At 62.3% G+C, this 18,537-nt stretch carries 17 protein-coding genes and 1 pseudogene; 12 read left to right on the top strand and 6 right to left on the bottom strand.

Translation table 11 applies throughout. The features are described from left to right. Window positions 1-68: 68 nt before the first annotated feature. Complete coding sequence (locus NATGR_RS13375) at window positions 69-332, bottom strand: hypothetical protein (protein ID WP_005580545.1); 264 nt, start codon at window positions 330-332, stop codon at window positions 69-71. Between the two features lie 343 nt (window positions 333-675). Here NATGR_RS13375 and NATGR_RS13370 point away from each other — a divergent pair, with 343 nt between their 5' ends. The 3 genes from NATGR_RS13370 to ilvA all read left to right on the top strand — a co-directional run bounded on the left by NATGR_RS13370 (window position 676) and on the right by ilvA (window position 3,414). Next, a complete protein-coding gene (locus NATGR_RS13370) occupies window positions 676-1,383 on the top strand; it encodes a metal-dependent hydrolase (protein WP_005580544.1) in 708 nt (235 codons plus the stop codon). Window positions 1,384-1,505: 122 nt separating this feature from the next. Then, window positions 1,506-1,901 carry an OsmC family protein gene (locus tag NATGR_RS13365; protein ID WP_005580543.1) on the top strand — a complete coding sequence of 132 codons (396 nt, stop codon included), beginning with the start codon at window positions 1,506-1,508 and terminating at the stop codon, window positions 1,899-1,901. A gap of 301 nt (window positions 1,902-2,202) precedes the next feature. After that, a complete protein-coding gene (gene ilvA / locus NATGR_RS13360) occupies window positions 2,203-3,414 on the top strand; it encodes a threonine ammonia-lyase (protein WP_005580542.1) in 1,212 nt (403 codons plus the stop codon). A gap of 103 nt (window positions 3,415-3,517) precedes the next feature. On the opposite strand, the gene NATGR_RS13355 is transcribed toward ilvA, so the two are convergent. Continuing rightward, entirely contained in the window at window positions 3,518-3,721 is a 204-nt protein-coding gene (locus NATGR_RS13355) for a VNG_1110C family protein (protein ID WP_005580541.1), read from the bottom strand. A 169-nt stretch (window positions 3,722-3,890) separates the two neighbouring features. On the opposite strand from NATGR_RS13355, the gene NATGR_RS13350 reads away from it, so the two are divergent. From NATGR_RS13350 to NATGR_RS13335, 4 genes are all read left to right on the top strand, one after another. Then, window positions 3,891-5,003 carry an OBG GTPase family GTP-binding protein gene (locus NATGR_RS13350; RefSeq protein WP_005580540.1) on the top strand — a complete coding sequence of 371 codons (1,113 nt, stop codon included), beginning with the start codon at window positions 3,891-3,893 and terminating at the stop codon, window positions 5,001-5,003. Between the two features lie 177 nt (window positions 5,004-5,180). Next, complete coding sequence (locus NATGR_RS13345) at window positions 5,181-6,926, top strand: Na+/H+ antiporter NhaC family protein (RefSeq protein ID WP_005580539.1); 1,746 nt, start codon at window positions 5,181-5,183, stop codon at window positions 6,924-6,926. A 225-nt stretch (window positions 6,927-7,151) separates the two neighbouring features. After that, window positions 7,152-7,940 carry a VOC family protein gene (locus tag NATGR_RS13340; protein ID WP_005580538.1) on the top strand — a complete coding sequence of 263 codons (789 nt, stop codon included), beginning with the start codon at window positions 7,152-7,154 and terminating at the stop codon, window positions 7,938-7,940. A 90-nt stretch (window positions 7,941-8,030) separates the two neighbouring features. Continuing rightward, window positions 8,031-8,582, top strand: coding sequence for a cupredoxin domain-containing protein (locus NATGR_RS13335; RefSeq protein ID WP_005580537.1), 552 nt, complete (start codon window positions 8,031-8,033; stop codon window positions 8,580-8,582). Window positions 8,583-8,621: 39 nt separating this feature from the next. On the opposite strand, the gene NATGR_RS13330 is transcribed toward NATGR_RS13335, so the two are convergent. From NATGR_RS13330 to NATGR_RS13320, 3 genes are all read right to left on the bottom strand, one after another. Further along, window positions 8,622-9,677 (bottom strand): hypothetical protein, encoded by a 1,056-nt coding sequence (locus tag NATGR_RS13330; RefSeq protein ID WP_231990878.1) that lies wholly within the window; start codon window positions 9,675-9,677, stop codon window positions 8,622-8,624. Between the two features lie 90 nt (window positions 9,678-9,767). Beyond that, the gene (locus NATGR_RS13325) at window positions 9,768-12,386 is read right to left on the bottom strand and encodes an efflux RND transporter permease subunit (RefSeq protein ID WP_005580535.1); all 2,619 of its coding nucleotides are present in this window, start codon (window positions 12,384-12,386) and stop codon (window positions 9,768-9,770) included. 3 nt (window positions 12,387-12,389) lie between these two features. Next, on the bottom strand, window positions 12,390-14,015 hold the full coding sequence (locus NATGR_RS13320) for a COG1361 S-layer family protein (protein WP_005580534.1): 1,626 nt from the start codon (window positions 14,013-14,015) through the stop codon (window positions 12,390-12,392). A 249-nt stretch (window positions 14,016-14,264) separates the two neighbouring features. Between NATGR_RS13320 and NATGR_RS13315 the strand changes: the two genes are divergently transcribed. Continuing rightward, window positions 14,265-14,882, top strand: coding sequence for a TetR/AcrR family transcriptional regulator (locus tag NATGR_RS13315; RefSeq protein WP_005580533.1), 618 nt, complete (start codon window positions 14,265-14,267; stop codon window positions 14,880-14,882). Window positions 14,883-15,151: 269 nt separating this feature from the next. Here the strand turns inward: NATGR_RS13315 and NATGR_RS13310 are convergent, their stop codons facing one another. Further along, complete coding sequence (locus NATGR_RS13310; RefSeq protein WP_005580531.1) at window positions 15,152-16,420, bottom strand: saccharopine dehydrogenase family protein; 1,269 nt, start codon at window positions 16,418-16,420, stop codon at window positions 15,152-15,154. A gap of 134 nt (window positions 16,421-16,554) precedes the next feature. Between NATGR_RS13310 and NATGR_RS13305 the strand changes: the two genes are divergently transcribed. From NATGR_RS13305 to NATGR_RS20290, 4 genes and pseudogenes are all read left to right on the top strand, one after another. Further along, window positions 16,555-16,905 (top strand): 2Fe-2S iron-sulfur cluster-binding protein, encoded by a 351-nt coding sequence (locus NATGR_RS13305; RefSeq protein WP_005580530.1) that lies wholly within the window; start codon window positions 16,555-16,557, stop codon window positions 16,903-16,905. Beyond that, window positions 16,902-17,144, top strand: a pseudogene (locus tag NATGR_RS20665) (2Fe-2S iron-sulfur cluster-binding protein); the annotation flags it as partial. The gene NATGR_RS13305 and the pseudogene NATGR_RS20665, both read left to right, overlap by 4 nt. A 75-nt stretch (window positions 17,145-17,219) precedes the next feature. After that, on the top strand, window positions 17,220-17,651 hold the full coding sequence (locus NATGR_RS20295; protein ID WP_231990879.1) for a hypothetical protein: 432 nt from the start codon (window positions 17,220-17,222) through the stop codon (window positions 17,649-17,651). Window positions 17,652-17,681: 30 nt separating this feature from the next. After that, window positions 17,682-18,332 carry a transposase gene (locus tag NATGR_RS20290; RefSeq protein WP_338087372.1) on the top strand — a complete coding sequence of 217 codons (651 nt, stop codon included), beginning with the start codon at window positions 17,682-17,684 and terminating at the stop codon, window positions 18,330-18,332. The last annotated feature ends 205 nt before the right edge of the window (window positions 18,333-18,537 follow it).

Below are 18,537 nucleotides of genomic sequence, written 5' to 3'. Positions count from 1 at the left end.
TCCTAAAACGGTTGTCGAAATGCGTTCGTCACAGCGCCGCGACGACTATCAGTCGCTAGCCGTGACACTCACTCGAAAACGGGCGACTCCTCCTCGAGTTCTTCGACGTCGTTCGTGAGTTTTCGGACATCCTCGGGGAACAACGAAACCTGGATCTCGTTGTCGTCCTCGTCCTCGAAGACGAGCTTGACGCGCTTGTCCCCGAACTCCCGGGCTTCGACCGTCTCGACATCGAACAGTTTCGCGGTCGCTGCCTTGTTCTTCGGGCCGACGTTCTTGATCGATCCGTCGTTCAACTCTATCATGAACTCCTCGAGCGTGAGTGCGAGCATGGTCGGGCTACGGGCCCCGTATAGAAAACGACACGGCATCGTCGGGACGACGGTCGCCACGGGCGTCGGCGGCGTCGTGTTTCGTGGTGTCGTGCTCCGTGGCGTCAATGTGTCGTCCAAAACTGATCGCTCTTCGCGATCGGACCGCACGCGTGGTGTGTCAGATCGCCTGCGGCCGCCTATAAGTGGGGACGGTATGGGTGATAAGTGTTGGTGATAGTACATTCGGCAGGAGAGCCCGTTACACCACCGAACGGGACGACACACCGATTACTGCAGGTGGTGTCGTCGACCTCTCGCTCGCCTAAATTTAAGTGGATCTCGAACCAACGGCTCGAACGCTATGGAGCTCACCTGGCACGGTCACTCGACGTGGCACGTCTCGGTTGGCGACACCGACCTGCTAGTCGACCCGTTTTTCGACAACCCAAAGACCGACCTGGAGCCGTCGGAGATCGACACACCCGATTACGTGCTGTTGACTCACGGCCACGCCGACCACATCGCCCACGCAGGCGAGTTCTCGGACGCGACGCTCGTCGCGACGCCGGAACTCGTCTCCTACTGTGAGGCGGAGTTCGGCTTCGAGGACGCCGTCGGCGGCATGGGAATGAACCTTGGCGGCACCGTCGAGTGTGGCGACGCCTTCGTCACCATGGTCCGGGCCGATCACACGAACGGAATCATGACCGAGTACGACATCGATGCCGGCATGCCTGCTGGGTTCGTCATCTCCGACGCCCATCCTCACGACGCAGGTGCCGACACGACGACCGTCTACGACGCCGGCGACACCTCGTTGATGTCCGAGATGCGCGACGTAATCGGCGATCACTTAGCGCCCGACGCAGCACTCTTGCCCATCGGCGACCACTTCACGATGGGGACCCAGCAAGCCGCGATCGCTGCCGACTGGCTCGACGTCGATCACGTCCTCCCACAGCACTACGACACGTTCCCCCCGATCGAAACCGATCCCGAAGCGTTCGCCGAGTACGTCGACGACGCCGAGGTACACGTCCTCGAGGGCGACGAGACGTTCGAGCTGTAGGGGCGCTGTCGTCGCTTCTCGCAGCGTCGCGGCGACGGCTTCTTCGAGACTCGTCGTCCGAACGGATCGTCGCTCCAGACAGAACAACGTTTACAGCACCAGCCGTGGACGACTCGAGTGCCATGTCGAAAGAAGTCACCACGACCTCCGCGGAAGGGTTCAGCGCGACAAACGAGATACGCGAGTTCGAGACGGCCATCGACGCCAACGGTGACGCTGCACCCGACACCCTCGAGGCTCTACTCGCTGCGTACGGTTCCTGTTATGTGCCTGCCCTCCGTGTCGGCGGCCAGCAACGGGACGTCGAAGACTTGGGAAAAGTCGAAATCGACGCGACGGGCCACCTCGACGACGAGGACAAACTCGAGTCGATCCAGTTCGACGTCCGCGTCGAGGCCGATGTCGACGACGAGACTGGTGAGGCGATAATCGAGCGTGCGTTCGAACTCTGTAAGGTCCACGACGCGTTGAAAGGAGATCTCCACGCCGAGACGAACTTCCAGGGCGACGCCTTCTGACGCCGAACGGGGAGTCACGCCCCATCTTCAGACAGCGAGAGAACCCCGGCGTTTACACCAGGGAGGGAATCGCGTCACGTAGCGATTTTGCGGATAGTGTCGGGCCGATCCGTCCAGTTCGTCGTCGTCCGGACCGAAGACGGCTACTCGACGAACAAGAACGGAATCGATCGCAGTCGCCGTTCTGACGGGCCGGTTGGAGACGGACCCAGACACTCGAGCACTGGATCGTGTCGATTGGCGCTCGAGCGCGCCGGATGTCGTGCCAACAATATTACGAGAGCCGCGCATAGTCGAACGTATGCTCGAACTCTCGGACGTTCTCGAGGCGCGCGAGCGGGTACGCGAGACTGCCCGGCATACGCCGCTCGAGTACTCCGACACTTACTCTTCGATGACCGGCGCGGACGTCCACCTGAAACTGGAGAACCACCAGCGAACGGGTGCGTTCAAGATTCGCGGTGCGACAAACAGGATCGCGACGCTCTCTGACGACCAGCGGGAGGCGGGCGTCGTCACTGCGAGCGCGGGCAACCACGCCCAGGGCGTCGCGCTCGCAGCGACCCGTGCGGGAGTCGATTCGACGATCGTCATGCCCAAACACGCCCCGATCTCGAAGGTGAAAGCGACCAGAAACTACGGTGCCACCGTCGTCCTCGAGGGCAGCGACTACAACGAAGCCGCCGAGTACGCCCACGAGATCGAACGCGAGGAAGGGATGACCTACCTCCACGCGTTCGACGACGAAGACGTGATGGCCGGTCAGGGGACGATCGGCCTCGAGGTCGTCGCGGACTGTCCCGATCTCGAGACCGTCGTCGTTCCGATCGGCGGTGGCGGGCTGATCAGCGGCATCGCGACGGCGATCAAGGGCGAGAAACCCGACGCACGCGTCGTCGGCGTCCAGGCCGAAGGTGCCTCCAGTGCCGTGCCCTCCCTCGAGAAGGGTGAGCGCGTTTCGCTCGACGGCGTGGACACGATCGCAGACGGGATCGCCACTCGGAGCGTCGGTGAACAGACGTTCCCACACATTCAGGAGCGCGTGGACGAGGTCGTCACTGTCTCCGATCCGGAAATCGCCATGACGATCGTCCACTTGCTCGAGCGTTCGAAGACGGTCGTCGAGGGGGCAGGCGCAGTGTCACTCGCAGCCGTCCTCTTCGAGAAGTTCGACTACGACGAAAACGAGACGATCGTTCCAGCCCTCTGTGGCGGCAACATCGACCTCAACACGCTCAGCAACGTTATCGTCCGCGGACTCGTCGAGACCGGCCGCTACCTGAAGTTCCGGACGGTCTTGCCCGATAAACCGGGCGCACTGGAGGAACTGCTCGATATCTTCACCGACCACCAGGCGAACATCTACGCGATCAACCACGACCGGACCTCGCGTGGCGTCGAACTGAACGACGCCGAAGTCGAAATCGAACTCGAGATGCGCGGTCCCGACCACGTCGAGGCGTTCCTCGCGGATCTTCGGGACGCTGACTACGAGGTCGACGTGCTGGTTTGATCGTCACACGGACTGCTACTGCTGGACGGATGCGGTGGAATCGCGGCCTCGCTCGTGAAGAGAGACGTTGACGGACGACGTCCGTCTCGGCTGGCGTCGCCCATCAGGGCACAGAGACTCCACGTCGTGCCAGGTACTCACCTGCCTGCTTGATCTCGACGGGGCTGCCGATGATTCGGTAGTAGTCCTCGCTTTCTTCGAAGACCGTCACGGTACACTCCTCGTCGATCGGGGGCTCGAGTTCGTTCAGTGTCTCTCGCCTGACGACGATCTGCGTGCTATCACGCAGCCGTGACGGATCTGACATTCGTCCAGACGTTCTCACCTCCGTTGGTTATAGGTGTCGAAACGAGTTGGCAACGGTAATGAGTGGGAGTGGGTGAACTACTCAGACCTCTCGTAGTGGGCGACTGAAACCGGTCGGCGTCGCGGCGCATGGAAAGGGTTTTTCGGTGCGACCGGCTGAATGCAGACAAATGGGGCTCGAGGAGGAGATCAAGGAGATCGAAGAAGAAATCGCCAACACGCCCTACAACAAGTCGACGGAGGCCCACATCGGCCGGCTCAAGTCGAAGCTCGCGGACAAGAAAGAGCAACTCGAGAAACAGCAATCGGGGTCTGGCGGTGGCGGCGGGTATTCCGTCGAGAAACACGGCGATGCGACCGTCGCGCTGGTCGGGTTTCCAAGCGTCGGCAAGTCGTCGCTGCTGAACTCGCTGACCAACGCCGAGAGCGAAACCGGCTCCTACGAGTTTACGACGCTGGATGTCAATCCCGGCATGCTGAACCACCGTGGGGCGAACATCCAGATGTTAGACGTCCCAGGGCTGATCGAGGGGGCGGCGTCGGGGAAAGGCGACGGCCAGCAGGTACTTGCGGTCGTGCGCAACGCCGACCTGATCGTGTTCGTCCTCTCAGTGTTCGAGATCGAACAGTACGACCGTCTGCAGGAGGAACTGTACGACATCAACATCCGCGTCGACCAGGAGCCACCACGGGTGACCGTCCGACCCAAGCACAAAGACGGGATCAAGATCACCTCGAGCACCGACCAGGAGCTAGACGAAGGGACGATCAAGGACGTGTTGCGTGACCAGGGCTACGTCAACGCCGATCTGAACCTCCAGGAGACGGTGACGATCGACCGACTGATCGACGGGCTGATGGACAACCGCGAGTACATTCCCTCGATCACCTGCGTCAACAAGGTCGACCTGATCGAGCCCGACTACAAGGAGACGGTCGACGCACAACTCCGCGAGCGCGACTTGCATCCCGAGGCAGTCACTTTCATCAGCGCCGAGGCCGAGCGGGGCCTCGAGGCCTTGAAAGACCGTATCTGGGATCGTCTTGGCCTTATCCGCGTCTACATGAACAAGCCCAGCCGTGGCATCGACTGGGAAGAGCCGCTGGTCGTCGAGGAAGGAACGACCGTCGGTGAGGCGATCGAGAAACTCGGCGGGGAGATGGAAGAGCGGTTCCGCTTTGCCCGCGTCACTGGCCCCAGTGCCACCCACGACGAACAGCAGGTCGGGACGGATCACGTCCTCGAAGACGAGGACGTCCTGAAACTGATTCTCCGGCGGTAGGCACGGGTCGGTTGTGCCGCCTGCGGGACGATCCGTTCGTGACAGCCGAAATACGTCTCGAGCGAGTAGAACAGTTTCATTTCGACAGGTTTTCATTTGACTAATATCACGGGTTGGGGGTATCGAAGCAACATACGTTCACCGATATTTATTTGTCCCCTCGTTCAATCGTAGCGTATGTCCGAATTCGGGGCACTGTCACTGCTGCCGCCGTTGCTAGCGATCGTGCTAGCGCTCGTGACGCGTAAGGCCGTGCTGTCCCTGTTCTTGGGAATCTGGTCGGGGGGAGTTCTGTACGCGGGCGGGCCGAATCCGCTCGCCGATCCGTGGGGATGGATCGAAGGTGTCGTCGCGTCCGGTTTCGGAATCGTCCCGACGTTCGACTGGGTCGTGGCGGCGATCATCGCCGACGATGGCTTTCACGCACAGATCCTGGTGTTTACTTTGCTGCTCGGCTCGGGGGTCGCCATGATTTGGAACCTCGGCGGGTCCTACGCCGTCCGCAACTGGGCGCTGTCGCGACTCGAGACCCAACGGGAGGCTGGCGCGGTTACCTGGCTGCTCGGTCTGTTGCTGTTTTTCGACGACTACGCGAATACAGCAATCGTCGGGAGTACGATGAAAGACGTCTCCGACCAGTTGTTGATCTCCCGCGAGAAACTGTCGTACATCGTCGACTCGACCGCAGCGCCGGTGGCGACGCTCGGTATCTCGTCGTGGGTCGCGTTCCAGCTCGGACTCATTCGGGACGCGTACGATGATCTTGGACTCCAGGACCACCCCTCGGCGTTCGAGATCTTCATCAGTTCGATTCCGTTCAACATGTACGCTATTCTCGCGATCGTGATGGTCGCGATCATCGTGGGCACGCGACGGGATTACGGGGAGATGCTCGACGCCGAGCATCGGTCCTTGCGTACGGGGAAGGTCTACCGCGAGGACGCCCAGCCGATGCAAGACGTCGAGGCCGATCTCGGCGACCCAGAGGCCACGAACCCGCGGCTGTTGAGCTTCTTTGTCCCGGTCGTCGTCCTCATTGTCGTCACGATCGGCTCGGCCCTGCTAACGGGGTACGATCCCGGTGACGGCCTCTACGACATGGTTATCGACGCCGACTACGCCACGGCGTTGATATACGGCTCGTTCGCGATGGTTCTCTCGGGATTCGTGATCGGGAAAGTCTACGACATCTTCGGTTTCAACGAGGCGACGGACACGACGATCGACGGCTTCGGACTCATGCTCACGGCCGTCTCGATCCTCGTGCTCGCGTGGGGTATCGGTGAAGTCGTCGCCGCGCTCGACACGGGTGCGTACGTCGCCGAGTACGTGGGTGAACACCTGCCGCCGTCGGTGCTCCCAGCAGTCATCCTGGTGACGGCCGCGTTTATCGCGTTCTCGACTGGCACGTCCTGGGGGACGATGGCAATTCTGACGCCGATCGCGATCCCCGTCGCCTGGCAACTCACCGGCGATCACACGATGGTCGCCGCTGTCGTCGGCACCATCTTCTCCGGGGCTATCTTCGGCGACCACACCTCGCCGATCTCGGACACATCAGTGCTGTCCTCGACGTTCACCGGCGCTGACCTCATCGACCACGTCAGGACGCAGTTTTACTACGCAGGGACCGTCGGGATCGTAGCGATCACGTTGTTGCTCGTCTGGGGTATCACCGCCATTTCGCCGCTAGTGCTGCTCTCGATCGGGGCGATCGTGCTGGTCGTCCTGGTCTATGCACTCTCGGAACTCGACGCTCGTCGCAAGGGTGTCGATCCGATCGCCGCCAGCGTCGAGCAAAAACACCAGGGTGAGCCTGTGAAACCCGCCTCCGGCTCGGACGACGGTGCCGAGGCCGCGTTCGGTGGCCAAGAGCCCACAGCCAGCGCGGGACCCGACGAACCGACGGAACGAACCGAGTAGGGGGGAGCCCGCGGACGTAACCTTCCCCGATGGGACTCAGACGGATTGCCGTACCGATGTACCGGGCGGACGCGCCCCGAAGCGCTTCCACCGGAGATAACCGGCAGTAAACCGTATCACATCGGACCGTCTCCGTCTCCATCCCCGATACCGCTTGCCGTCCAAACGGCTCCCCACTCGACCGGGTTCCACAGTCTTTTGCAGGAGGCGTGCCATTCCACGGGTATGAACGGCACGCTCGATCACACGATGATTCGCGTCTCGGACCTCGAGAAGTCACTCGACTGGTACCAGACTCACCTCGAGTACGAGGAGAAAGACCGCTACGAGGGCGACGGCTTCACCATCGTCTATCTCGGCCCCGAGGAGATGCACGAGGAGGGCGCGATGCTCGAGATTACCCACAACGAGGGCGAGGACGTCGAACTCGGCGACGCCTGGGGACACGTTGCGGTCCGCGTTCCGGAAGGCGAACTCGAGGAACATTACGAGCAGTTGATGGACGAGGGTGTCGAGGACTACCGCGACCCCGAGTCCTGTGGCGGCCGCTACGCGTTCGTGAGAGACCCCGACGGGCACGAGGTCGAAATCGTCCAGCGCGATGTCGGCGAAACCTGGTCGCTCGACCACACGATGATCCGCGTCGAGGACGCGGACGAAGCGCTTGGCTTCTGGACCCGCAAGTTCGAGTACGACGAGGTCGGCCGCTGGGAGGCCGACACCTTCGCGAACTACTTCGTCGAACCCGCAGACGCAGCCGACGAGGCGATGTCGCTCGAGCTCACCTACAACTACGACGGCCGCACGTACGATCAGGGCGACGCCTGGGGCCACCTCTGTCTCCGCGTCGACGACCTCGAGGGCGACTGGGACCAACTTGTGGAACGCGAGGCACCAGACTACCGTGCTCCCGAGAGCAACGACAACATGTACGCGTTCACGAAAGACCAAGACGGTCACGAGATCGAACTGTTAGAGCGCGATCTCGAGGCGGAGTCGCTGTTCCCGTTCTGAGATCGCCCCGTTTTCGTCACGACCAGGTCGAACGCCGTGCCCGCAAGTGTCGGCCGGCATCTCTTCTCGCCGAACGGCCTACCACTGTCGATGACCCGATACGCCGCCGATCAGTACAGTCGACGCGCCGTCCTAGAGCTCTCAGCGACCGGCAGCACCGTGACCCTCGGGCTGCTTGCAGGCTGTACCGACGGCACGGGCGAAGGCGAAGACGTGGACGAAGAGGGGAGAGAGGAACGAGCCGAACCCGCCGAGGATCTCGAGGCGGTCGCCGAAGACCTCGACGATCCCGAACTCGAGGCCGACGGCGAGTGGGAAGACGTCGATCTGATCGAACTCGAGGCCGACACCGACGACGGCTGGACGGGTCGTCGGCCGGCCGTCGTCGACGGACTCGAGAACCCAGACCTGGCGCTCTACGAGGACCGGGAGTACGAGTTCCGCTGGACGAACGTCGACGGCGACGTTCACAACCTCGCGTTCTGGGACGCCGACGGCTCTCGGCTCAGTTCCTCGCCGTTCGTCGACGAGGAAGGCGACGAACAGACGGTCACCGTCGAGGCGACCGAGAAGATGGCTGCTTACCTCTGTGAGACGCACGGCAGCGACATGGCAGGGGCACTCGAGATCCGAAGCGAGTAGCCGACTCAGATGCGTTCTCGGGAGGCATGAGATGGGTTGCTACGTCTCTGTCACGTCTTCGTCCCAGGTCCCCGACGCGGTGAGTCGGTCGTCGTCGACCTCGTACTCGATCTCCGCGGCGCTCGAGCCGAGGCGTGACTCGAGAGTCGCTTCGGCGTCAGTGTCCAGTTCGTCGAAGGTCGCTGCGAGTTCGACGCTGGCCTGTGATTCGCCCTCGATCGTCAGCGAGGCGACGACGCCGGCAGCGTCGTCGAGGGGCGTCCCTGTCTCGTCGACGTCGTGTTCGAGGTCGCGATCGGACTCGGATTCACGGTCTGTGATCCCGTAGCTACCGATCGCGACGTGGCCGCTTCCGGCCGTCGACAGGAGCCACTCGAGGTCGTCGTTCGTGTCGGCGTACGGTTGCCCGTCGTCGGCGTAGGCCTCGATCGGCCCTCGAAGTCGGTCGATCCCGTCGCCTTCCGAGTTGGGTGCGAGGAGGACCGCGTCGTCGCCGACGGCGACCGTCTTCTCGTCGGTGAGCGAAAAGTCGAGTCCGTCCTCCTCGAGGGGTTCGTAGACGTCGAACCCGGCTATCTCCGTGGTTTGCTCGTAGGCCGTATTCGTGTCAGGGTCGTCCGCAGACGCTGCAGTCAGTACCTCGTCGATTTCGTCGCGGTCGATGTCTCCGGCCAGTACGAGGACGTCGTTGACGATGGTGATCTCGTCGACGGCCGTCTCGAACTCTCTTTCGCCGTCGAACGTGACGAGGTCGCCGAGACCGGTCCCCAGCAGTGTAAGCGATGCGCCGAATCCGACCGCGACGACGCCGACAGTCGGGAGCGCGAGCATCGGATCGTCCCGGTCGGCGGGGGTCTCGCTGGGGTCGTCCGCCGCGGACTCGAACTCTTCGGCGAGGTCGTCGAAGCGCTCGAATGCCGCCCAGTCGACGGACGCGTAGAACAGCCCCTGGTCGCCGGTGTGGCCGAGCCACGGGCTGTAAGACGGCGCGCCGTCGTCCGTCAGGCCGACGGTACCCAGGCAGCCGGCCGTTCCGACCGCCGCGACGGCAGTCGCTCCAGTGAGCCGTAGCATCGATCGTCGATATAGTTTCACGTGCCGGTATCCGGGGACGGCACCCTATAACCGTTCTGGTATGGTGTGAAAGAAAAGAAAGAATCACGGGGTGCGAACGATCGACAATCTTCACTCGAAGCGATCCCAGACGACGATCACCGACGGGAGGACGACGATCGACGTGAGCCAGGCGTAGAAGACGCCGAGTGCGAGCAGGAGTCCAAACTCCATGATAAGCGGGATCAACGCGACGTAGAGCACGCCGAGCCCAGTGACCGTCGTCAGCATGCTTCCAGTCAGCGCGCCGCCTGTCCCACGGACGGTCACGGACAGCGACTCGTGGACGTCGCTGCCGTTCTCGTACTCGTCGACGAACCGATGCATGAAGTGGACGGTGTAGTCCACCCCAAGACCGATCGAAACCGAGAGTATCGGTGCGTTGATCGGCGTCAACGGCACGTCGAAGTACCGCATCGAGCCAACCAACAATGCGACAGCGAGCAAGACTGGAACGAGGTTCAACACGCCGTATATCGCCCGCCCCTCGAGCGACCAGTAAGAAAGGACGAGAAAGATCATCGTCAGCAGGAACGCGACGACGAGGCTGTTGACCGAGGATTCGAGGGTGCGGTCGATGACGGCCTCGAAGATGACCAGCTGACCGGTCGCGGTCGCGTCGAGTCGCATCTCCTCGGCAACGGTTTTGCCAGCGGCGACGGCTTCTTCCTGGCTGGCGTCGACGTCGATCTGGGCGTCGATCCGGGTCGCACCACGGTCGGTCGTCAGTCGACTGGCAGCGTCGTCGCTCGCGTCGGAGGCGAACAGTTCGTCGTAGACAGCGTCGACGTTCCGGTTGGGGATCTCGTCGCCAGTGGTGTCGTACCGCTGGACGACCGCCGCGAACTCGGGGTCGGTTGCGGCCTGGGAGTCGATGACGTCCAAGATCGTGTCTGCGTCGGCCTCCCGCCCGTTGGTCGCGAACGCGTCGGGCGGGTCGTGGACGGCCCGGTCGATCTCTCCGAGTGCACCGTCGGATCTGAGGTCGTTGTCCTCGATGTATATCGTCACCGTTCCATCGAGGCTCTGATCGAAGTCTTCTTCGAGGTGATCGAGAACCGACATAAACGTGTACTCGCTTGGCTGAAGCGGGCCTGGGAGCGACTCGTACTGCTCGAGTCGGTCCTCGTCGGGAAAGAAGGCCTCCTGGTCGAACTCGGTGTCGACGCCGGAACCGTACGCCGCCGCGCCCGCACCGACGACAAGCATCACGACGAGAAAGATCACGGGGATCGTGCGGGCGATGCGGACGCCGATCGGAAGCACCCGCCCCATGATCGAGTTCTCCTGGCCAAGCGGGCTACTGCCGAACTCCGGGAACCGCGTTCCCTCGCGCAGTCGGTCGAAACCGACCTTCCCGGCCGGGAGAAAGACGCTGAAGATGAGAAACGTAAAGACGATACCGGCGGCCGCGACGATGCCGAACTCTCGCGTGATGTCGCTGACCAGATTCGCCATGAAGCTGAAGACGGTCGTCAGGGTGACGATCAGTAGCGCCGTCGTCAACTGCCCGGTCGTGATCCCCATCGCGTCCTCGATCGCTTTCCCCGCTGTTCGTTCCTCGCGGTAGCGGTTGATGATGTGGATGCCGAAGTCGATCCCGACCGCGAGCAACAGCGGAAAGACCGTGATGAGCTGATCCGAGAACGGGATGTTCGCTATCCCCATGAATCCGAACGTCCAGATCATCGTCATCACGAGTGCCGCCAGCCCGAGTGCGAGGTCGACCGGATCGCGGTAGGCGACCAGCAAGAAAAACAGGATCAGAACCAACGCTGCCGGGAAGACGACGACCGACGTATCACCGAGCAGTTGGACGACCTCCTCGTCGAGGAGGGCGTCACCCCAGATGACGACGTTGTCGCCAGTCTCGAACCCGTTGATCCCGTCGGCGATCTCCTGTGTCCGAAACTGGAGGTGGGCGTGATCGCTCGTATCCGACTTCGGGGGCGTGTCGTAGGTCACCGCGACCTGTGCGACGTCTGCCGACGCCGACTCACGTGTGAAGTCGGTACTGACCGGAATCCCCGCAGTCTCGTCGGCCGCCGCGACGGCCGCCTCGAGTTGGCGCGGCGAGGCGCGTTCGATCTCGCGGTGTTGCTCTTCGGCGGTCGTCGCCGCCGGAGCCAGTTGCGTCGCGACCAGCGACGCCGGACTCGTCGTCGAGGTGACCCGAAGCCCGTCTTCGGTCTCGACACGGTCCTGGAACTCGAGCATGCGTAACAGGTTCGGTTTCGAGAGGACGTTTCCGCCGTTCCGGTCGGTGACGAACAGTTGGGCACTGGTACCACCGCTGTCGTGGCCCGACTGTTCGAAGTCATCCTGCATGTCGTCGAACGCTTCCTGGGCCTCCGAGTCCTCGGTGAACTGGTCGGTGCCGGCTTCCTGTTCTCCTCCGCCCGCTACCGCACCGACGAAGAAGACGCCGGTCACGAGCAAGAAAACGAGGACGATAGTCCAGGGTCGGTCCGTGATCAGCGGGTTGATCCGACGCGTGAACGGGTCCGTGTCCTCCCGAGATCGCGTCTCACCGCTGCTCGAGGACGGCGATGGCGTCCTGGTGGGATCGTCGTCAGACTGCTCCTCGGAGTCGACCCACGAGGCGACGACCCCGAATATCGACCGTCTCTTCGAGGGCTCGTCGCTGTCGGTCGGCTGTCGTCGGTCGCTGGAACCGTCGGAATCGCGCATCGGTTACGCTCGTCGCCACCAGAGGCCGGCTCCGAGACCGGCGACTGTCAGGAAGGCCATCACCGTGACGATCGAGCCGACGTTGCTGTCGTCGTCTTCGCCGGCACCGACGTCGATCGGATGCTGGTAGACATCGGAGACGGCAGTCTCGCCGCGCTCGGTGTCGTACTCGAAATCGAGCTCGACCGGGTGAACCTCGACCGCCGCGTCGGGTGCGGCCGTGATCTCGAAGCGAAGCTCGGCCGACTCGTTTGGCCCGAGTTCGCTCACGAAGGCATCACTGTTCGGTGCCTCGAGCGGACTATCGGTGTAGAGCTTGGCGTCGATATTCGAGAACGTCTCCGGGCGATCGTTCGTGACCTCGAGAACGACCTCGCTGGTCTCGCCCTGCCGGACGTCCGCCTCGCCGGTTTCGATGGCAAACTCCTCGTGGTCGTCGTCGACGACGACCCGCTCTGACATCGGGCCGTCCTCTAGCGTCGTACGATCGCCGCCGGAGTACTCGACGGTGAACTGGAGTTGTCGTGGTCCGGCGTCGGCCTGGCCGCTGACGTCAGTCGGATATCGGAACTCGGCGCTCTCGCCTGACTTCAGTTCGGGCAGCGCGTACCGCGTGTCCTCGACGAAAAGCGAGTCGCTCTGTGGCGCAACCGTCAGAACGGCGTCGTCGATCGTACGCGGACCGTCGTTCGTAACCGCTCCAGTTACGACGCCGTCGTAGCCGACTGCGAGGGTACTCTCGAGGCCGTCGATCGAGAACGACTGGTCGATCGTCGCCAGCGACGTGGCCACGCTGTTTGCCTGGCGCTCGATGCCGTCGTCGTCGTGGTAGAAGAAGTCGACCTCGAGCGGCCGGTCGCCGGCGCTGACGCCGTCGTCGATCCCGACGTCGACAGTCATCGTCGTCGACTCGTTTGGCTCGAGGTCGCCGAGTACCTCTTCGGTCGGCGCGTCGGGCGTCCCGCCGTCGACCGTGATACCGTTTCCACCGGAAACTGCAGTTTTGGTGTAGTTAGACGGTACTGGGCCGGTGTTCTCGATCTCGAGTACTGCCTCACCGCTCGCACCGGGTTCGACCGCCGTCGAGACGTCGGTCACGTCGAATCGTGGCTCGTCGGGAACGACGACGGTCACGTCGAGCCGGTCGCTCATCGTCTGTCGCTCCGTACTCGACGATCCTTCGAAGATTGGACTTATATACGCATACCGAACCCGCACGCTTACGTCGTACTCGCCCGGCTCGACCGAATCGGGAACGGCGATGCGCTGTGGCGCGTCGACGACCTGTCCGTCCTGTATCTGGCCGAGCGCGGTCTCGCCGGACTTCGCTTCGAACGGGCCGGCATCCTCTATTTCGACGCTTACGCCACGGGCAATCGTAGAGCGTTCTCCTGCCCCGACGACTACCTCCGCGTCGTTCTGAATCTGTAACTCGAGTGTCTCTTCGGTCCCGGTCTCGACCTCGTCGTCCTCGAGATAGACGTCCAGGTTCGGACTCCCTCGCTCGACGGCGCTGACGAGTGCCGGAGCTGTCGCTGCCCCGACGAGAGCAAGCGAGAGGACGACGAGAGCGAGCAGTCGGGTTCGGTTCCGGGTTCGATCCTGATTCTGGTTCTGGTTCTGGTTCATCGCCGCCCCCGCGACCGCGTCGACGACGGTCGATCGTCTGTCCGTGCATTTCGACGTCTCGGGCCACGAACTGGCCGATCGGATCGCCGAGAGAAAGAGCGTGGGGCGTACGTACTCATCACTCGATAGAACGGAAGAACGAACATAATCGTTTTGATTGAACGTTCAATCAGGGCGTTTATAAGGACGCTGTGTAAAGTATCGCCTCGATGGACGCCTCGTGGTTGATCGTCGTCGACCGATCTGGGGGTGCTCGTCGTGGGTAAGAAACTCTTCGAGAATCCGTCCGGAACCCGCGAAGAAATCCTCGCAGCAACCTATCGTGCCCTCGTCGAACACGGCTATGCCGACCTGACGATCACGCGAATCGGCGACGAACTCGAGAAGAGCCAGTCGCTTATCTACCACCACTACGACGGGAAAGACGACCTCGTTCTCGCCTGTCTCGAGTTCATGCTAGCGGAGTTCGAGTCGACGATGGACGACAGCGAAATCGAAGATCCGCGCGCACGACTCGAGGCGGCCGTCGACTGGATGTTCGCGTGCGAATTCGACGACGAACATCAGCAGTTCTTCGCGACGACACTGGAGTTGCGGGCACGGGCGAACTACGACCCGGCGTACCGCGACCACTTCACGCGAAGCGACCGTGCGTTCGACCGACAACTAACGACGATCGTTCGAGAGGGAATCGAACAGAGCGTGTTTCAGGAGTGTGACCCCGAGGCTGTCGCCTCGACGCTGACGACGCTACAGACCGGCGCGCTCTTTCGGCGGGTTTCGGCGGACGGCACCGAGTGGCTCGCAGACGTCCGCGAGGAGATCGACGTCTATCTCGAGCAGCAGGTGTACGCGACGAGTGAGTGAGTGATTCTCGGCCTCGCCGACACGAAACGAGGGCGTTGCCCCGTCGGAGACGTACTCTCACGCCAGCACGAAAATCGAATATTTTCGACGACACACCCTCGAAACATCCGTTCGGTTGCGAGAGAGACAGTTCACACGAGAGAACAGATCCTGTCGGAGAGCGGTAAATGAGCTCCCTGCAGGACGGGAAGCCGCGCCCAGCAGAGCACGGCGGTCACTGCTCGAGGACAGGACCCCGCCGTCGATCTCGGAGCCAGCAGTCACGACCACTACGTCTGATCGGAGTCCCACTCGCCCACTTCGACGGCCAGTCCCGCCCGACGAAGCCCGTCAGCAAGCGGATCGCCGATAGCTGCCGCCGGAGTGAGGATGCCGCCCTCGAGCGGCGAGTCGACCTCCTCGCGGACGAGACACATCGCGGCCTCACCGAGCATCTTCGCGGTCGCGCCGTATCCAGGATCACGATCAGCGCTGACTCGACTCTCGACGACGAACGGGCCGTCGGTTGCGGTTCCGCGACCGAGCACGCGAAGCGTAAAGTATCCGCTCTCGATCTCCTCTCTCGTCGGTCCCTCGCCCGGATCGGGGAACGCGAAGCGCCGGAGGGCTTCCCGTGTCGGGCCAAACGCCAGTGCTGCAGTCGCTGCCCCGAGGCCGGCCGTGACGGCGCTTGCCCCCACCAGACCGACGGGACCCGAGCCGACAGGAACGACCTCCGTACACTCGAACTCACGACCCCACGGGTACTCGAGCAAGGCGTTGCTCCGTCGAATCACTCGCTCGTTCATGACCGCCATCGGCGACGGAGCCGTCCACTCGCCTCGAAGCGGGTCTTTTCTCGGGAACGACTGCGCGCCGGGATCGACGCCGTCGCGCTCGCCCGGCGGTGCCAGCGAATACGGGTTCCGAAGCGTCTGCCGGGCGACCGGATCGGTGGACGCAGCCCGGAACAGTTCGACGACGCTCGAGGCCGTTCCGCCGCTTACCCCGCCGCGACCGTCCTCGAGGTAGATCCGAACCAGATCACAGGGCGTCTCGAACTCGTCAATGGCGAACGACTGTACGAGCTTCGTACCGAGATCGGCGGGGATCGAGTCGAAGCCGCAACTGTGGACGATGCGTGAGCCCGCATCGACCGCGTCCTCGTGGTACCGGTCGATCATCTCCCGGACCCAGTTTACTTCGCCGGTGAGGTCGCAGTAGTCGGTTCCTGCCGAAATACACGCTTCGACGAGCGGCGTGCCATACTTCGTGTACGGGCCGACGGTCGTACAGACGACACGGGTCTTTTCGGCGATGGCGTCCAGGCTCTCCCGATCCGTCGCGTCGCCGACGACGATCGGAAGCTCCTGCCAGTCGGAACACTGCTCTACGAGTGTGGCTTCCAGTTCGCAAAGCCGCGTCTCGTCACGGCCGCCGAGCGCGAGCGAGAGCTCGTCCGGCGTGTACTGTTCGGTGAGGTGTTCGGCGACGAGACGGCCGGCGACGCCGGTTGCGCCCCAGAGAACGAGGTCGTGTGTCCGGTCGGTGTTCGACACGAGTACCAGAGCATTCGTGTCCCACCATCCTCAACTGTTCGGTGGTCTCCCTACTCGCCCGACGCTCTCCCACAGAGCGTCCCCATCACTTGGTATGGCAGTGCGGTTTTGTCTCTCGCGCCCGGAAACCGATCGTGCCTACTGTTACCATTCACGATCGGGAACTCGAGTGCGAAACGGACGCAGTGCTTCGGAACGTCCTTCTCCGTGCGGACGAGTCACCGCACAACGGCCGTGCCGACACCCTCAATTGTCGTGGGCTGGGATCGTGTGGTACCTGCGCCGTTGCAGTGTCCGGCGAGGTGGGAGCGCCCGGTTCCCGGGAACGCCTTCGCCTGTCGATTCCGCCACACGATACGGCATCCGGGCTCCGACTTGCCTGTCAGCTCCGCGTCGAAGACGACCTCGTCGTCGAGAAGTACCCCGGATACTGGGGGCAACACACTGACCGAACGGAGGAGAAAGCCGATCCGGAGGAACCGTGACCGTAAGCGAACCGGTCGAACTCACCGTGATCGACGGCGACGACCGATCGACGATCACAGTCGAACGCGGAACGATACTTCGGGACGCCCTCCGCAACCGAGGGTTTTCGACCTACGGAACCGTCTCGTCGCAACTCAATTGCGGTGGCTAGGGCCTGTGTGCCACCTGTACCGTCGCGGTCGACCCGGCACCCGACCCAGCCCACTGGCACGACGCTGCCGCCGTCCGGTTCGGCTATCTTTCTTCAAGGAGAGAATCCCGCCGTTCACAGTAGACGCCGAACCTAATTTGTGCCGTTGCTGGTAGGGCTGCTATGGTCGAAACGACCGAAGCAAAACAGGTCTGTCGCGCCGCATCCACCATCGTGTATCCAGCGCTCGACTTTGGCATCAAATCCGGTGGGAGCTATACGAGAGAAGACTTCGAGAAGTTCCTCTCTCGTGTCGCCTTCGAACAGGAGTTTGCCAACACAGCTGAGAAAACGTGTCAACTCGATGACGGCGAGCCCGTCGACGTGACGTCGACGGCTCGCAACGGACTCGCAAAGTCGCTTCTCTCCCACCTTCGGAACATGGAGGCGGACGCCATCGACGGCCAGTTCGATGGCGTCAGCGACGACCTCTTCGAGATCCTCCGGAAACGACGGCTCTTACCCGAGTGTGTCGATGTTGCGATCGACCTCCACCAGTGGCGGTTTTACGGCAATGCAGACACTGACCACGTCCTGATTACCTATCCCGATTAGGGAACCAATCGAACGTACTGTTTTGCGACGATCTGTATCGTTGCACCAGGAACGCGGTTTACACTCGATGTCCTGGCACTGGAAGCGAACGGCTTTCGCGAAAAGCGCGAAACCGTTCGCTCGCTTCTCGAAACCGCACAAGAGTACGTCGCAATCAGACACGTCTACCTCGATAGAGGGTTCTACCAGGTTCACGTCGTTGCGGAACTCGAGCAACACGACGTCGACTATATCGTCCGTGCACGTCCGAGTAAAGGGATGAAAGGCCGTCTCAGCGCCGACGCTGAGACGGTCGTCGACGACTATCTCATGCAGCGCAAGCGGGAACCGACCGCATCGGTTCCCGTAACGGTCTTTGCAGTCCCTCGTCGCTCAAAAGAGGGCGATTCCGTGTGGTTCGTTACAAACCTCGAGCTTACACCTGGGTCCGCCCGAGCGTACGCGGCGGTGTTCCGCCGCCGCTGGGGAATTGAACCCTCCTATCGCCAAATCGGAGACTTTCTTCCGAGAACGCCGTCGCCGACGTTCTCGGTGCGACTGTTCTACTTTCTGTTCGCAGTTGCGCTGTACAATCTCTGGGTTCTGGCGAACGTTCTCGTCACAGAGGGAACGATTCCTGGAAAACCACCGATCTCGACGAAGATATTCCGTGAATTCGTGCTCTTGGCTGACTACGGATAGACCGCTCTCTGCACCGACCGAGAAGATCGGTCAAGAAGAAGCAAAGTGAGTGACAACGCTTCGGAGCGCCGCTGTACGGCGCTCCTTCGCTTCCTTGATCGTGCCGCTTCAGCTATCGTACGCTAGTGCCACCAACTACCCTAACGAATCAAAGAGTTTCAGGGATTTTGGTCCGTTGTTTCGGCAACTACTGTTTACGGTGAGG

The sequence above is a fragment of the Natronobacterium gregoryi SP2 genome (assembly GCF_000230715.2).
In the GTDB taxonomy this organism is placed as follows: Archaea; Halobacteriota; Halobacteria; order Halobacteriales; family Natrialbaceae; genus Natronobacterium; species Natronobacterium gregoryi.
This window is presented reverse-complemented; position numbering and strand designations above follow the sequence as displayed.

Coding starts and splice junctions, on each gene's coding strand:
- NATGR_RS13375 (WP_005580545.1), bottom strand. CDS start 332: ATGCTCGCACTCACGCTCGAGGAGTTCATGATAGAGTTGAACGACGGA.
- NATGR_RS13370 (WP_005580544.1), top strand. CDS start 676: ATGGAGCTCACCTGGCACGGTCACTCGACGTGGCACGTCTCGGTTGGC.
- NATGR_RS13365 (WP_005580543.1), top strand. CDS start 1,506: ATGTCGAAAGAAGTCACCACGACCTCCGCGGAAGGGTTCAGCGCGACA.
- ilvA (WP_005580542.1), top strand. CDS start 2,203: ATGCTCGAACTCTCGGACGTTCTCGAGGCGCGCGAGCGGGTACGCGAG.
- NATGR_RS13355 (WP_005580541.1), bottom strand. CDS start 3,721: ATGTCAGATCCGTCACGGCTGCGTGATAGCACGCAGATCGTCGTCAGG.
- NATGR_RS13350 (WP_005580540.1), top strand. CDS start 3,891: ATGGGGCTCGAGGAGGAGATCAAGGAGATCGAAGAAGAAATCGCCAAC.
- NATGR_RS13345 (WP_005580539.1), top strand. CDS start 5,181: ATGTCCGAATTCGGGGCACTGTCACTGCTGCCGCCGTTGCTAGCGATC.
- NATGR_RS13340 (WP_005580538.1), top strand. CDS start 7,152: ATGAACGGCACGCTCGATCACACGATGATTCGCGTCTCGGACCTCGAG.
- NATGR_RS13335 (WP_005580537.1), top strand. CDS start 8,031: ATGACCCGATACGCCGCCGATCAGTACAGTCGACGCGCCGTCCTAGAG.
- NATGR_RS13325 (WP_005580535.1), bottom strand. CDS start 12,386: ATGCGCGATTCCGACGGTTCCAGCGACCGACGACAGCCGACCGACAGC.
- NATGR_RS13320 (WP_005580534.1), bottom strand. CDS start 14,015: ATGAACCAGAACCAGAACCAGAATCAGGATCGAACCCGGAACCGAACC.
- NATGR_RS20295 (WP_231990879.1), top strand. CDS start 17,220: ATGGTCGAAACGACCGAAGCAAAACAGGTCTGTCGCGCCGCATCCACC.